Source organism: Parapedobacter flavus, assembly GCF_035818675.1.
In the GTDB taxonomy this organism is placed as follows: Bacteria; Bacteroidota; Bacteroidia; order Sphingobacteriales; family Sphingobacteriaceae; genus Parapedobacter; species Parapedobacter flavus.
In genome coordinates this window covers 86,876-100,180 of record NZ_JAYKZZ010000025.1, presented here as the reverse complement: position 1 = coordinate 100,180, position 13,305 = coordinate 86,876, and the positions used below count along the sequence as shown (strand labels likewise).

The 13,305-nt window shown below is 48.6% G+C and carries 12 protein-coding genes and 1 tRNA gene; 7 read left to right on the top strand and 6 right to left on the bottom strand.

Features of this window, described 5'->3' with window-relative positions; translation table 11 throughout:
- Window positions 1-178 precede the first annotated feature (178 nt).
- From U9S71_RS18220 to rsgA, 5 genes are all read right to left on the bottom strand, one after another.
- Window positions 179-1,168 (bottom strand): hypothetical protein, encoded by a 990-nt coding sequence (locus tag U9S71_RS18220; RefSeq protein ID WP_326329139.1) that lies wholly within the window; start codon window positions 1,166-1,168, stop codon window positions 179-181.
- A 34-nt stretch (window positions 1,169-1,202) separates the two neighbouring features.
- The gene (locus tag U9S71_RS18215; RefSeq protein WP_326329142.1) at window positions 1,203-2,549 is read right to left on the bottom strand and encodes a deoxyguanosinetriphosphate triphosphohydrolase; all 1,347 of its coding nucleotides are present in this window, start codon (window positions 2,547-2,549) and stop codon (window positions 1,203-1,205) included.
- 76 nt (window positions 2,550-2,625) lie between these two features.
- Window positions 2,626-4,617, bottom strand: coding sequence for a putative porin (locus tag U9S71_RS18210; protein ID WP_326329138.1), 1,992 nt, complete (start codon window positions 4,615-4,617; stop codon window positions 2,626-2,628).
- The gene (locus tag U9S71_RS18205; RefSeq protein ID WP_326329137.1) at window positions 4,614-5,432 is read right to left on the bottom strand and encodes a purine-nucleoside phosphorylase; all 819 of its coding nucleotides are present in this window, start codon (window positions 5,430-5,432) and stop codon (window positions 4,614-4,616) included. The genes U9S71_RS18210 and U9S71_RS18205 overlap by 4 nt, the downstream gene beginning before the upstream one ends.
- 17 nt (window positions 5,433-5,449) lie before the next feature.
- On the bottom strand, window positions 5,450-6,376 hold the full coding sequence (gene rsgA, locus U9S71_RS18200; protein WP_326329136.1) for a ribosome small subunit-dependent GTPase A: 927 nt from the start codon (window positions 6,374-6,376) through the stop codon (window positions 5,450-5,452).
- 106 nt (window positions 6,377-6,482) lie between these two features.
- Here rsgA and polA point away from each other — a divergent pair, with 106 nt between their 5' ends.
- From polA to U9S71_RS18180, 4 genes are all read left to right on the top strand, one after another.
- On the top strand, window positions 6,483-9,275 hold the full coding sequence (gene polA / locus U9S71_RS18195; protein WP_326329135.1) for a DNA polymerase I: 2,793 nt from the start codon (window positions 6,483-6,485) through the stop codon (window positions 9,273-9,275).
- 7 nt (window positions 9,276-9,282) lie between these two features.
- Window positions 9,283-10,422 carry a toxin-antitoxin system YwqK family antitoxin gene (locus U9S71_RS18190; RefSeq protein ID WP_326329133.1) on the top strand — a complete coding sequence of 380 codons (1,140 nt, stop codon included), beginning with the start codon at window positions 9,283-9,285 and terminating at the stop codon, window positions 10,420-10,422.
- Between the two features lie 315 nt (window positions 10,423-10,737).
- Window positions 10,738-11,163, top strand: coding sequence for a hypothetical protein (locus U9S71_RS18185; RefSeq protein WP_326329132.1), 426 nt, complete (start codon window positions 10,738-10,740; stop codon window positions 11,161-11,163).
- Between the two features lie 27 nt (window positions 11,164-11,190).
- A complete protein-coding gene (locus U9S71_RS18180) occupies window positions 11,191-11,487 on the top strand; it encodes a hypothetical protein (RefSeq protein WP_326329130.1) in 297 nt (98 codons plus the stop codon).
- A 67-nt stretch (window positions 11,488-11,554) separates the two neighbouring features.
- On the opposite strand, the gene U9S71_RS18175 is transcribed toward U9S71_RS18180, so the two are convergent.
- Window positions 11,555-11,626: transfer RNA gene (locus U9S71_RS18175), tRNA-Arg, on the bottom strand.
- Between the two features lie 178 nt (window positions 11,627-11,804).
- Between U9S71_RS18175 and U9S71_RS18170 the strand changes: the two genes are divergently transcribed.
- From U9S71_RS18170 to U9S71_RS18160, 3 genes are all read left to right on the top strand, one after another.
- Window positions 11,805-12,449, top strand: a complete 645-nt coding sequence (locus U9S71_RS18170) for a peroxiredoxin (protein WP_326329129.1) — start codon at window positions 11,805-11,807, stop codon at window positions 12,447-12,449.
- 114 nt (window positions 12,450-12,563) lie between these two features.
- The gene (locus tag U9S71_RS18165) at window positions 12,564-12,878 is read left to right on the top strand and encodes a thioredoxin family protein (RefSeq protein WP_326329128.1); all 315 of its coding nucleotides are present in this window, start codon (window positions 12,564-12,566) and stop codon (window positions 12,876-12,878) included.
- The gene (locus U9S71_RS18160) at window positions 12,859-13,119 is read left to right on the top strand and encodes a DUF6952 family protein (protein WP_326329127.1); all 261 of its coding nucleotides are present in this window, start codon (window positions 12,859-12,861) and stop codon (window positions 13,117-13,119) included. The genes U9S71_RS18165 and U9S71_RS18160 overlap by 20 nt, the downstream gene beginning before the upstream one ends.
- Window positions 13,120-13,305 lie beyond the last annotated feature (186 nt).

Here is a 13,305-nt window from a genome sequence, read left to right as displayed (position 1 = left end):
ACCCTCAACGAACAACCGCCTCCTCCGAAGCGGGATGCAAAGGTAGCAACCTTTTTTGTTAATACAAGGAGTGGCCACGAAAAACATTGAATCATATGTGTAAAGCGTTGGCCAACAACAGTATTTGGCAATAAGGTTTTTTCTCCTGCACAGATTTAGTATGCCATGCCCCGTGATTTCAACCGTTGGCCAAGGCAATTTCCGCTGCATCTATGGGTTTCCCGTGCTCATCGGACAGGAAAGACATGGGGTTCTCGGGGTCCTTGATGATTTCAAATAGGGTATATCCCCAGGGCTTCCAGAAGTTCTCAAGAACCTGCCCATAGGTTTTTACCTGCCACGGATCGAATATGGGCTTCATGCTCATATCCATCAGCGGCATCGGTTCAATATAAATCTGCTCAGCGGTGGGCATCACCGTATAAGTTGGCAGCCGATTGAACAAGTACGCCGAATAGAAAAAGCGAGCACATAGTTCTTCAAACTGGATGGGGTGCAGCCGACGCCCCGTCAACGGTACCACAAACGCTTCGTGATAAGCCCCATTCGCTCCGTTATCTTGAAGGCAGGCAATCAGACCAAAATCATTCATCCGCAGTGAATACACCAACGTATTGATTTCATCACGATAGTTGAAGGTATCAGCAGGGTTGTCAACTTGGACAACTACCATAGTAAAGGGTGTCCCGTCAAATTGAACAGGTTTGATTAACGACTGCAGCATGAGGTGTAGGTTTTTGAACTTATGTACAAGCACTTGAGAAAAGTTCATCGCCTCGCCGCTAAGCAACTGTTGGTGTACGCCGACTTGGATTTCGTTGAATACGACGCCATAAACAATACGGGCTACCCATTGGAATAAGGTAATACGGTCCAGTTCCATTACCTCCTCATACCCCTTTTCAAACGCGTTTTCAACACGTTCGTCCAAATCCGAAAAACGATCGGCCACAGCCGCTGTACAGGGTAGCTGCAATTGCTTATATGTACAGTGGCTTCCGTCGAGCAGCTTGAACGGCTTGTCTTCAATATCAAACTTACGCATCAGCCAATCCGGAAAAACCGGTATCTGCTCCTCGGCCGACTGTAGCGGCTGTCCGCTCAAAAAACAGGTCTCGTTGTCAAAGCGGAAATCCTCGAAGGGGTTATATAACACATCGGTGTCCATTTCTAAAAACTATTTATATGATCACGCCCGCATTTCAATCCAATGAAGGAAAAGAAATACCTTTAATCTTCCTGTAAAGTTCCACCGCATACAGGTCGGTCATCCCCGAAACAAAATCGAGCACCGAACGCACCCTCGCGTAAGTAGTCTCTTGGTTGGTATGAAACTGTTTTGGCATCAGTGCCAGGAGCTTGCTGTCGTACTTGGTCTTTTTTTTACTCAGATAGGCCGGAATAAATTCTTCCAGCAAGCCATTCATAACCTTGTAACCAGCCACCTCAATTTGCACAACGGATTGGGCATTGTAGATCTTTTCAACAGAAACTCGTGCTATTGCACCCATGCCGGCCACTAAATCACCAGCCAGTGCATCCATTAACGGCCGGTCAAACTGGCCACGCAGTATGGCTTCCTGATGTTGTACGAAGGCATTGGCACAGGCCACTATCAACGTGTTTATCGCTTTGGCCCGCAACAGGCTGATCCGGCTATCCGAATCGCCCAGCCCCTCCAGCCGCCCCCTTAGCTGATTGTCGCCGCAAATAGGCAACAGCAGGTTTGCTACTTCTTCATAAGATAAGATACCTAGGCGATGTGCGTCTTCCAAATCGATGATGTTGTAACATATGTCATCGGCAGCTTCTACCAGGTAAACCAATGGGTGGCGTTTGTAGCCTATTTGCTGCCCGTTCTCGGAAAACAGCCCAAGCTCCTCGGCAATTTTCTTGAAAGCAGGTTGTTCCGATTGGAAAAAACCATACTTTTTGCGATGATGGACAAACTTATCATGACCATCGATAGCGGCACAAGGGTACTTGACGATTGCGCCAAGTGTACTATATGTCAGTGCAAAACCATGTTCATCCTTGCCGGAAAATGCGTGTGTGAGTATCCGTAATGCGTTTGCATTACCTTCGAAGTGAGTGAGGTCTGCCCATTCTTCAGGAGAAACCCGGTTTTTGAAAGTTTGCCCGCTACCGTCAGTAAAATAACTGGAAATGGCCGCTTCACCAGAATGCCCGAATGCTGGATTTCCAAGGTCATGTGATAAGCAAGCTGCGGAAACAATATTGCCCACTTCTTGAAGATAAGGTACATCGGCATCTATTGTCGGAAAAGATTTTCTCGTCTCATTGTAGAAAATACGACCCAGCGACCGGCCAACACTGGCAACCTCCAGGCTATGCGTAAGCCTGTTGTGCACAAAGACACTGCCGGGCAATGGAAAAACCTGTGTCTTGTTCTGCAACCTGCGGAAAGGAGAGGAGAAAATCAGCCGGTCATAGTCGCGTTGAAACTCCGAGCGCGCATCATGCTGATCAGCGATGTGCCGTGACTCATAACCCCAGCGCTTAGCTGAGAGCAATTGCTTCCAATTCATTGCATCCATGGAGGGCAAAGGTAAGAGAAATTAGCCATACAATAGGGCAGAGCCCCAGAAGCCAGGCAAACGCCAGCTAGTCATAGAACTTCCAAGCAATACCGACCCGGAGGTTCGCATTCTGCATCGGATACCGGCGTACGGTATAGTAGCCCGAAGGCCATACCATTTGGTTAGCGAAGTTATAGCTTATAAACAAGTTGGCGCGCTTGAGTGTCGCCGTGGCCCACACATCTACAATGGGGTAGGTTGAGAACTCAATACCAGCGTTGTCGTTATAAAACTGCCCAATGTTGATAGCGTAAGACGGTGTTCGAAAAGGTGTATTGAAACGAACATCGAAGCCGAGATTGAAATCCACAATTTTATAGAGCAACCCGTTATAGTAAAAACTGTGCCACGTGTATAGCTCGGGCACAGCAAGGACGGCACCGTAATCTGATTTCTGATACACGGCGTAATTATCGAGATGAAAACGGCCCAGCCTAAAGTTCTGTCCTACCGACACTTTTAGCAGGTTGATGCTGTTGCTCAGTTGTGCGGGCTCAATGATTCGGAATTGTCGTGGGTTATTGCCGGGGTTGTCCAGTTCCCTGTAATAAAGGTAATTGTTGATTAAAAAATACTCCACTTTTCCCGAAAAGCCAAACCGGGCGTTTTCATAAGTAAACGAGAAGTTGGTCGTTTTGGTCTTCGCGAAATCATTATCCCATTGATGGTAGGTGTAGTTGACCCGCTGGAACGTTTGTTCAGGCGATTTATTTTGCGTATAAGCACCTAGCACGATGCGCCCGACCGTATTGCTCAACAAAACATCCGCCTTAGCATCATAAAGATAATCCCCGAAATTCGCCCCCTGAACGATCTGGTTCAAGTCGCCCGTTATCGTAATCCGGTCGCTGAAACGATAACCCACCCCGGCCCGAAGTGTGCTGTTTTGCAGAAAAGCATTCAATCCCCGATCGCTATACCAATGCATGTCGTGTCGATATCCCAGATCCAGCTTCACTTCGTTTTTGATAAAGGCTACTGATTTGCCGCGGAGGTAAAAGCTATAGCCAAAGTCGTTAGTGACGGTTGTAAGCTGGGTCGTGTCGGCGGACAGGATGCTCTCGCCGAAAGGAAAGGCATTGTTGACATCTTCCTCGTTCTTATAGAATTGGAAATTCCGCGAGCGGAACTGAACGCTATGCGACAAGCGGTTAGTAGGAAGGATCTGTTGTTCCGGCACGTTGGCATTAATGGTATCTAAGCGTCCGATGAACAAGCTTTGTCTAAGAAAGGCACTGTTATCGCGCCAAGTATGCCTGGGCCGCTCGTCCCGCGTGCCCCGCAAACGTGTGGATTCGGCGTCGCTGGGACCCCGGTCGGGGTCGCGAAACAGGGTGTCATTGACGATCGACCCGTTTTCGGTCGACGTCAACTGGTTGAATACCGCATTGGTAAGCAGGTTGTAACGGTGATTCTCCGATTCATACCAGGCAAATACGGCCGACTTCAAGTCATTATACCGTTGGTTGATGTAATAGCCATCGGCCCGGGCAGCGTGGAATTCACCCCCGATATTCAGCCGTGGGTTGATGTTTTGGGTCACCTTGGCCCGGATAATCTGATCATCAAAGAAAAACCCTACGTTATACAACTCCGAAAACGGCGCCTGCGCACGGTAATACTTTATCGAGTCGGGTTGGTAGAGGTAACGTTCCAGCGCGTGAAATCCGGTCTGGAACCCAATGGTCTTATTGGGTTCAAACAGCATATCCCGTGTGGCCAGTCCGTAACTACCTAAATGGATGGTGGGGCTTTTCGGCTGGTTTTGTGGACTGTAATACTGGAAGTTCTTGTGTAGGGTATCGATTTGATAGGTAAACGTACCCTGTTTCATCATGGCTAGGGTGGTATAGCGCACATACCTTGCCGTATAAATTACGGTATCCTCCTTATTGTCTTCCGCCGCCCTTGCAGAGTCCAGCGCACTACTGAAACCTTCCTCCACTTGTGCGAACAGCCCCGGCAGGAACGAAAAGCAACACAGGGAGATCAGTAAAATGCGCAACGGGACATTCATCGTTGCAAAGCTATTAATTCTTTCAATATTAATGTCATTTTTGGCTCGGCTGTAGTGGCCACTTCCACGATTTCGGTGAGCGAAACGGGCTGCAGGTTTTCATGGAAACCTTCGTCGGTGACAACCGAAAGGGCGAACACGGGCAATCCCAAGTGGTTGGCTACAATGACTTCGGGTACGGTACTCATGCCTACAATATCGCCGCCAATGAGCCGCATGTAGCGGTATTCGGCCCTGGTTTCTAGGTTTGGGCCGGGAGTAGACACGTACACCGCGCGGTGGGTCGTTATCTCTTGCCTGTGCGCAATTTCCAGCGCATCGCTAATCATGCCCGGATCGTAGGGTCGACTCATGTCGGGGAAACGCGGGCCGAAACGCGTGTCATTGGCACCACGCAACGGATTGTCCGGCAACAAGTTAATATGGTCGTCTATCAACGCTAGGTCACCCTTACGGATGGCGGGGTTGAGCGACCCGGATGCATTCGACACAAGAAGTTTTTGGATGCCAAGTGATTTCAAGACCCGTACCGGGAACGTGATCTGCTGCATGTTATAACCCTCGTAATAATGGAGGCGGCCCTGCATGGCCACGATCCGTCGCCCGTTGAGCACGCCGAAGATCAGCTTGCCTGTATGGAATTCTACCGTGGATATCGGAAAATTGGGGATATTAGCATACATCAGTTGATGCGTAGTCTCAACCTCTTCGGCCAAACCGCCCAGCCCAGTGCCTAGGATGATCCCGAACTCGGGGCCAAAATCGGCAATCCGATGTTTAATGAACGCTGTTGTTTCTTCGATCAGGTGGTACATTGGATATGTTTATTGCTTTATATACGTGTGTCGTTGCCATGGTATATGCTAAGATAGCTATCGTATCGGCTCGCCGCGATGGCTCCGCTTTCGAGTGCCTCCAATACGGTGCACCCGGGCTCGTTGATGTGGCGACAATCATTAAACCGGCAATCATTCATACGTTCCCGCATTTCTGGAAAAAAATGACCCAGTTCCTGCGGTTCGATGTCGATGATACCAAGTTCGCGGATGCCCGGCGTGTCAATCAACCGTCCACCCTTGGAAAGCAGGATCATTTCGGCAAACGTGGTGGTGTGCCGCCCCTTGTCAGACCAATCGGATATCGCCGCAGTTTTCATTTTCGCCGCCGGATGGATGGCATTGATAAGCGTGGATTTCCCTACGCCCGAATGGCCTATCACCAATGTTGTCCGCTGGTGGAGCATGGCGCGGACCGTCTCGACATTCGTTCCCTGCAGCGCCGAAACTTCGTAGCAAGGGTAGCCCAACGGTTCATAAATTGCCGTATAGTCTTTCAAAACACCCAATCCTGCATCCGAAAACAAATCCAGTTTGTTGAAAATAAGACCGGCAGGAATGTCGTAAGCCTCGGCCGTAACCAAGAAGCGATCAATGAAACCCAACGAGGTAAATGGCGACGCGAGTGTGACCACGAGGAAAGCCTGATCAAGGTTCGCTGCAATGATTTGCGCCTGCTTGGACAAGTTTATCGATTTACGGATAATATAGTTCCTTCGTTCGTACAGCTGCACGATAATGGCGGTATGCGGAACGGTATCCGTTTCGACCATGATATCGACCCAATCACCCACCGCGACGGGATTTGTTGTCTTGATGTCTTTCGTGCGGAACTTCCCTTTAATCCGGCAATCGTATGTTTTGCCATCATCCGCAAGCACTTCATACCAACTACCAGTCGATTTGGTGACCAAGGCCCTCATCCGAATACGATATTATATGCCGAAGCGCTTCTTACCATATTGGCAAAAGTCGGAAAAAAACGCCACAATATCCCTATATTTGTCTCCACACCAATACACTCGATACGTGAAGAAGTTGTTTCTTTTAGATGGGATGGCCTTGATTTACAGGGCTTATTTTGCGCTCAGTAAGAACCCCAGGATTACCTCAACCGGATTCAATACTTCTGCGATATTCGGGTTTGCCAATACGTTGTTGGAGTTGCTCAGAACACAGCAGCCCTCGCATATCGCCGTGGCATTCGATACCATGGCGCCAACCAACCGCCATATCGAATTCGAATCGTACAAGGCCAACCGGCAAGCGATCCCCGAAGACCTAGCCGCCGCCATCCCTTATGTTTATCGACTAATCGAAGGGTTCAATATCCCGCTCATCACGCTGGATGGGTATGAGGCCGATGACATCATCGGCACGCTGGCTAAACAAGCGGAAGCCAAAGGATACACGGTATATTGCATGACACCCGATAAGGACTTTGGCCAATTAGTGACAGAAAATATTTTTATTTATAAGCCCGCCCGTTTAGGCAATGGGGCAGAGACGCTCGGTGTAAAGGAAATCCTGGAGAAGTGGGAAGTTTCCGACGTGAAACAGGTTATCGATATCCTCGGCCTGTGGGGCGACTCCGTCGATAACATTCCGGGCATTCCGGGTATCGGCGAAAAAACGGCAAAGAGCCTGATCAAACAGTTTGGCTCCATGGAAGCGATCCTGGCCAATACGAACCAACTTAAGGGTAAACAGCGGGAAAACCTCGAAACATTTGCTGAGCAGGGGTTGATTTCAAAAAAATTGGCCACCATCCAATTGGATGTGCCCGTTGTACTGGATGAAGAAGGCCTCTTATTAGGCCAACCGGATAAAGACATATTGGAACCGCTTTTTGCCGAGTTAGAGTTCCGCACGTTGGGTAAGCGTGTTTTTGGCGAGGATTTTAGCCTTTCAGGCGCACAGGCGGTTTCGGGTGCACAAATGGATCTGTTCGGCAATACGGCAGCGCCCCACACCGATACCGGCGAAGTTTATGTGCCGCCCGTTGCAGGAAAGAATGTCCACAACACAACCCATACCTATGTGTTGGCCGACACGCCAGCCAGCCAGCAAGAGCTGGCCGTGTTATTGTCCAAACAGCGTAGCTTTTGCTTCGATACAGAAACCACAGGTACCGATGCGAATACCGCTGATCTCGTCGGCCTCTCCTTCGCTATCGAACCGGGTAAAGCCTGGTACGTGCCGGCACCGCGCGACAAAGAGGGCTGTCTCCAGGTACTGGACTGCTTCAAGCCCCTCTTAGAAGACGAATCCATTGAAAAAGTCGGGCAGAATATCAAATATGACATTCTTCTGCTGGCCCGCTATGGCATCGTGGTCAATGGACCGCTATTCGACACCATGCTGGCCCATTACCTCATCGACCCCGATACGCGTCACGGCATGGATATGCTCGCCGAAAACTACCTCGGCTATACGCCTATCCCCATTACCGAGCTGATTGGCCCAAAGGGCAAAAAGCAGGGGAATATGCAGGATGTTGACCTAGCCGCCATTACCGAATATGCGGCAGAAGACGCCGACATCACCCTCCAACTCAAGACCGTCTTTGAACCCTTGCTAGAACAGGCAGAAGTGGTTGGTCTCGCCCAGGAAGTCGAGTTTCCGCTGGTCCATGTATTGGCCGATATAGAGCGCTACGGGGTCAAGGTGGATGTACCCGTACTCAAACAATTGTCCGAATCACTGGCGACCGACACCGTACTATTGGAAAAAATAGTCTACGACAAAGCCGGGGTTCGTTTCAACATTGCGTCGCCGAAACAATTAGGCGAGGTGCTTTTCGAAAAACTAGCGCTCGACCCCAAGGCCAAGAAAACGAAGACAGGGCAATACAAAACCGGTGAGGACATTTTACTAGCCCTAGCGTCAAAGAGCGATATTGTGAAGGACATCCTCGAGTTCAGGCAGTTGCAGAAACTGAAATCCACCTATGTGGATGCCCTACCCGCTATGATCAATCCGTTGACGGGGCGGGTGCACACCTCCTACAACCAAGCGGTAGCGGCCACGGGACGGTTGAGCTCCACCAACCCGAACCTACAAAATATCCCCATCCGCACCGAACGCGGCCGCGAAGTGCGGAAAGCGTTCATTCCGACCGATGAAAACCACGTGATTCTGTCTGCCGATTACTCCCAGATCGAGCTGCGGTTGGTGGCACACATGAGCGGAGATAAGGGAATGCTGGAAGCGTTTGAAAAGGGACTGGATGTGCACCGGGCAACTGCGGCCAGAGTGTATGGTGTGCCGCTAGACGAGGTGACGTCGACCCAGCGCAGAAACGCCAAGGCGGTGAACTTCGGTATCATTTACGGCCAGTCTGCTTTTGGGCTCGCTCAGAACCTCGGGATTCCCCGCACAGAGGCGGCACAGATCATTGAGCAGTATTTCGCCCAGTATCCTGGCATCAAACGGTATATGAACGATACCATCAATTTTGCTAAGGAGCACGGCTATGTGGAAACCCTGTTGAAGCGGCGTAGGTACCTGCGCGACATCAACTCGGCCAACCAAACCGTGCGGGGGTTTGCCGAACGCAACGCCATCAATGCTCCCATCCAAGGGTCGGCCGCAGATATGATAAAAGTAGCCATGATCACTATCCATGAAGCCATACGGCAACAGGGGTTGCGCGGCAAAATGACCATGCAAGTGCATGATGAGTTGGTATTTGATGTGCCAAAGGACGAGCTGCCTATATTTAAGGACCTTGCCGAGAAGCACATGAAAAATGCGTTGGCCATATCTGTGCCTATCGTTGTCGAACTGGGCGAAGGCAGCAACTGGCTCGAAGCGCATTAAAAAGGCAATGAATCGTTGGCTGGTCATAGCGTTTGTCATCTTTGCACCATCGGTGGTGCTTGGTGCCGCCGCCGATACGACTGAAAACAACCCGACATTTTACGAACGCGAATCCGGCGACATCGTACGCTTTTTTTATAATGACCATTATTACTTGGTTGATAGGGACTGTGAGTTCAAATCCATTGAACGCGTTGGTCCATATGATTTCCAGCGGCAAGTATTCACGGGTGCGTTTTCCGATTTTGACAACCAAGGCCGGCTCATCTTGGAAGGAAGTTATGTTGATGGAAGGAAGCAAGGCGATTTCAAAGCGTATCACCCCAACGGCCAGTTGAAATGGCAGGTTTCCTATATCCACGGCGTTCCGCTGGGGGCGCTCAATTTCTACTATCCCGATGGCAAACCCCTGCTCGAAGTAACCTACACCAGCGAAGGCATACGTATCCTCAACTTTTGGGACCGTCGCGGCGAGCAGCGTGTGATTGATGGTAATGGGCGATACGAATTTTCGGTTGCTGCCGACGGCTATAACGAATTCGGCTATATACGCTATGCCCGGAAAGGGAAGGTGATAAACGGCACCCCTCATGGTAACTGGACCATCAAATACATTTTTGCCGATGGTAAAGAGCGAAGCGCCGGTTACGAATATTATAATAAAGGCCGCTTTTTAAGTGGGTATGAATCTTATACCGATGTAGAATTTTTCGACACTCCCCGATACGGTCTTCTCCCAGCAGATTTTTCCATCCGTGCCGACTCAATGATAGCAAAGACTTGTACCATCGACGACCACACGGGATTTACCGGATTTCTCGCTGAGTATTTGTCCGACTGGTTTAAAGGAGAGGTCATCGACCGTGTTGTCCCCCGCCTGGCCGGACCTATAAAGATCGAATTCACGGTAACGGTGAAGTCGACCGGCGAACCTAGGGGCATTAAAATGAAATCATCGTTTGATACAAAGTCTTATGCCGATTTGTTGCGCGAAGCGCTGGACGGCGTGTCTTATTGGCTCCCGTCATATGCCGCTGGCCAATATATCGAAGATAAGCTTACCGTGACGATGGAAGCGTTTCCTGATGTTTACGGGCGCGAAATGAAGTTTTATGAGGTTTCCATCAAACGGGAGAAGGGCCGATAATGGCACATATCCGAAATGCATCATCATTTTATTTTACGCTTTCTACGATCTTCTTTTATCCTTTTCCTCAATTCCCTTTTACTTAAATTACTTTTTATAACAACAACGCCTTCAGTACCCTGCAGTTCTTTTTTGTTTTAGCTAATTTTTCGCAAAGTCTATTCCAACATAATACCTGCGATTATAATATTGAACACGGCTTAATAAAACTAACACATCACAATTTAATAAAAACATAACAACAATATTTACTAAATTTACCACATCAACGTTTGATAATAAAAGCACATCAGTGTTTGATAAACGAATAACGATATGGCAACACCGCGAGAAAGATTTGTAGAAGCCCTAAAGTTTCTACAGCAATTGCAAGAAAAAGGGACAATAGGCATCCATACGGATGACATTCCTAATCGTAAATACCGTGAAATCCTGACCAAGAATGGATTTATCAGGGAAGTCGCCAAAGGTTGGTATATCGCTACCGATCCGGAAGCGAAGGATGGTGAAACCACAGCCTGGTATAGTTCGTATTGGGATTTTATTGCGGTATTCCTAAATCATAGATATGGGGACGACTGGTGCCTCTCAGCCGACCAGTCCTTATTGCTCAATGCGGGCAATCAATCTGTACCGCAGCAGTTACTTATTCGTTCTCCCCACGGAAATAACCATCCAACTGCATTGCCGCATAACACATCTCTTTTCAATCTACGGGGAGAACTACCGCCAGCGAATTAGCTCGTCGTGACCGATAATGGGATACGAATGTACAATCTGCAGTCCGCTCTCATTTACAGCGCCGCAACCATCTACGCGAGAAATGCTATAGATGCCCGTACTGCGTTGTCATTAATAAGGGATGCATCCGAACTCCTGCCCATACTACTTGAAAATGGTCATACTACACTGGCAGGGCGACTGGCAGGAGCCTTCCGAAATATCAACAGGGGAAGAATTGCCGACCAGATCATAGATACCTTTAAGCAGGCGGATTATGATATCCGCGAAGAAGATCCATTCGAAAATAAAATCGATCTGAAATTACCTGCCCGCGAACGATAGATTCACCCTATTTCTAGCCCTATCACACAAAAAAAGCACCAATCGTACGTGACTGATGCTTTTTTAGTAGCCTCGACAGGAATCGAACCTGTATCTAAAGTTTAGGAAACTTCTATTCTATCCGTTGAACTACGAGGCCAACTTTCCGCAGGCAAACATACGATTTTGTGCAGATAAATCGAAAAAGACACGGAAATGTAATCCCAAAACCAAAAGCCTATCCCCATAGATGATATATATCGCACATCGATAAAAACGATACTTATCCATAACAATAAACCTTACCTTTGCAGCGACAAAAATAAAAGGATATTACTATGAGTTTTACTGGAAAAAAGTTCCCAAACATTACCGTTGACGCCATCGATTACCTCGGCGATAATTTGTTTATCAATATTTTTGAAGAGGCCGCGAAGAAGGAAAAAAAGGTGTTGTTATTTTGGTACCCAAAAGACTTCACTTTCGTATGCCCCACGGAATTACACGCATTTCAGGAGGCGCTACCCGAATTTGAAAAACGGAACACCATGGTTGTCGGTGCCTCGTGCGACACCAACGAGGTACACTTCGCTTGGTTAAACACCGCGAAAGACAATGGCGGTATCGAGGGGGTAACCTATCCCATCCTTGCCGACACCAACCGCAACCTTTCCCGCATACTGGGTATCCTGGAAGGCGAAGAAAAGGAAAGCGAAGAATTCGGTTTCGTTTTTGAAGGCTCAAATGTCACCTTCCGTGCCACCTACCTTATCGACGAGGAGGGAAAAGTGTTCCACGAAAGTGTAAACGACATGCCGTTAGGCCGAAACGTAAAAGAATACATCCGTTTAATCGATGCCTACGCGCACGTACAGAAATTCGGCGAAGTATGCCCCGCAAACTGGGAAGAAGGTAAAGAGGCCATGAATGCTACCCGAGATGGTGTAGCGGCATACCTGTCTACCCAGCCGGCGATGAACTAATATTCGTCGTCGCTACCCAACTTACAAAGGCCCGTGGACGACCGGAATGGATTGCTCACTGGCCTTTCTAATATATGACCTAAACCATTTATTGGTTTAAACGTTAATGAAAACATGTTACAAGAATTAGAAAAAGATAACCTGGCCGACATCGTAAAAGATAACGACGTCGTTTTGGTACAGTATTCGGCCACCTGGTGCGGCAACTGCAAGATCATGAAACCGAAGTTCAAGAAGTTAGCTTCAGAAAACGGCCAGATCCCATTTGTCATCGCAGATGCCGAGCGGTTCCCCCAGTCCAGGCAGCTGGCGGATGTAAGCAACCTGCCAACTTTCGCCGCATTCAAAGGCGGCAAACTGGTCAATCAGGTGCAAACTAATAAATTCGACCCTTTAATCGATCTGTTCAATGAAGTTACCCATAATTAAACACCTCACCGAGTTTATCGAACAGAACGACCAAGACTACGTGCTGGAAGCCATCGAGACACTGGAGGCCCTAGCGGAAGTCCCTTCATTGAAAGACGAAGAACTGGATGTTATCGGTGAATTGATCTCCAATATGTACGGCGCCATCGAAGTGGATAAACTCGTTAAATCTGGAACCGATCGTAAAGAAGCGCTTAATACCTTTATGAAGCGCGTTCTGGGATCGATTGACAAAGGCTAAAACGTGTGTTAGCCACGAATTGATTGTGGAAAACCGAGGGGCCGTGGAAAACTTGTGCCGCCCGCCGTCACGGCTGTTCTTTTCTTTGTTGTATCTTTACCCGTGTTAAAGGTTAACTTCTTAAAGCGTTCCCGTTTGGCTCGCTTTAAGATCGAATGATTTTAATTGTTAATGCAAAAGCCGTCG

What these genes read in the sequence shown, in the direction of transcription:
- U9S71_RS18210 (WP_326329138.1), bottom strand. Translation starts at nt 4,617, where the DNA reads ATGAATGTCCCGTTGCGCATTTTACTGATCTCCCTGTGTTGCTTTTCG.
- U9S71_RS18165 (WP_326329128.1), top strand. Translation starts at nt 12,564, where the DNA reads ATGTTACAAGAATTAGAAAAAGATAACCTGGCCGACATCGTAAAAGAT.
- rsgA (WP_326329136.1), bottom strand. Translation starts at nt 6,376, where the DNA reads ATGAGGGCCTTGGTCACCAAATCGACTGGTAGTTGGTATGAAGTGCTT.
- U9S71_RS18170 (WP_326329129.1), top strand. Translation starts at nt 11,805, where the DNA reads ATGAGTTTTACTGGAAAAAAGTTCCCAAACATTACCGTTGACGCCATC.
- U9S71_RS18180 (WP_326329130.1), top strand. Translation starts at nt 11,191, where the DNA reads ATGTACAATCTGCAGTCCGCTCTCATTTACAGCGCCGCAACCATCTAC.
- U9S71_RS18205 (WP_326329137.1), bottom strand. Translation starts at nt 5,432, where the DNA reads ATGTACCACCTGATCGAAGAAACAACAGCGTTCATTAAACATCGGATT.
- U9S71_RS18215 (WP_326329142.1), bottom strand. Translation starts at nt 2,549, where the DNA reads ATGAATTGGAAGCAATTGCTCTCAGCTAAGCGCTGGGGTTATGAGTCA.
- U9S71_RS18190 (WP_326329133.1), top strand. Translation starts at nt 9,283, where the DNA reads ATGAATCGTTGGCTGGTCATAGCGTTTGTCATCTTTGCACCATCGGTG.
- U9S71_RS18220 (WP_326329139.1), bottom strand. Translation starts at nt 1,168, where the DNA reads ATGGACACCGATGTGTTATATAACCCCTTCGAGGATTTCCGCTTTGAC.
- U9S71_RS18160 (WP_326329127.1), top strand. Translation starts at nt 12,859, where the DNA reads ATGAAGTTACCCATAATTAAACACCTCACCGAGTTTATCGAACAGAAC.
- U9S71_RS18185 (WP_326329132.1), top strand. Translation starts at nt 10,738, where the DNA reads ATGGCAACACCGCGAGAAAGATTTGTAGAAGCCCTAAAGTTTCTACAG.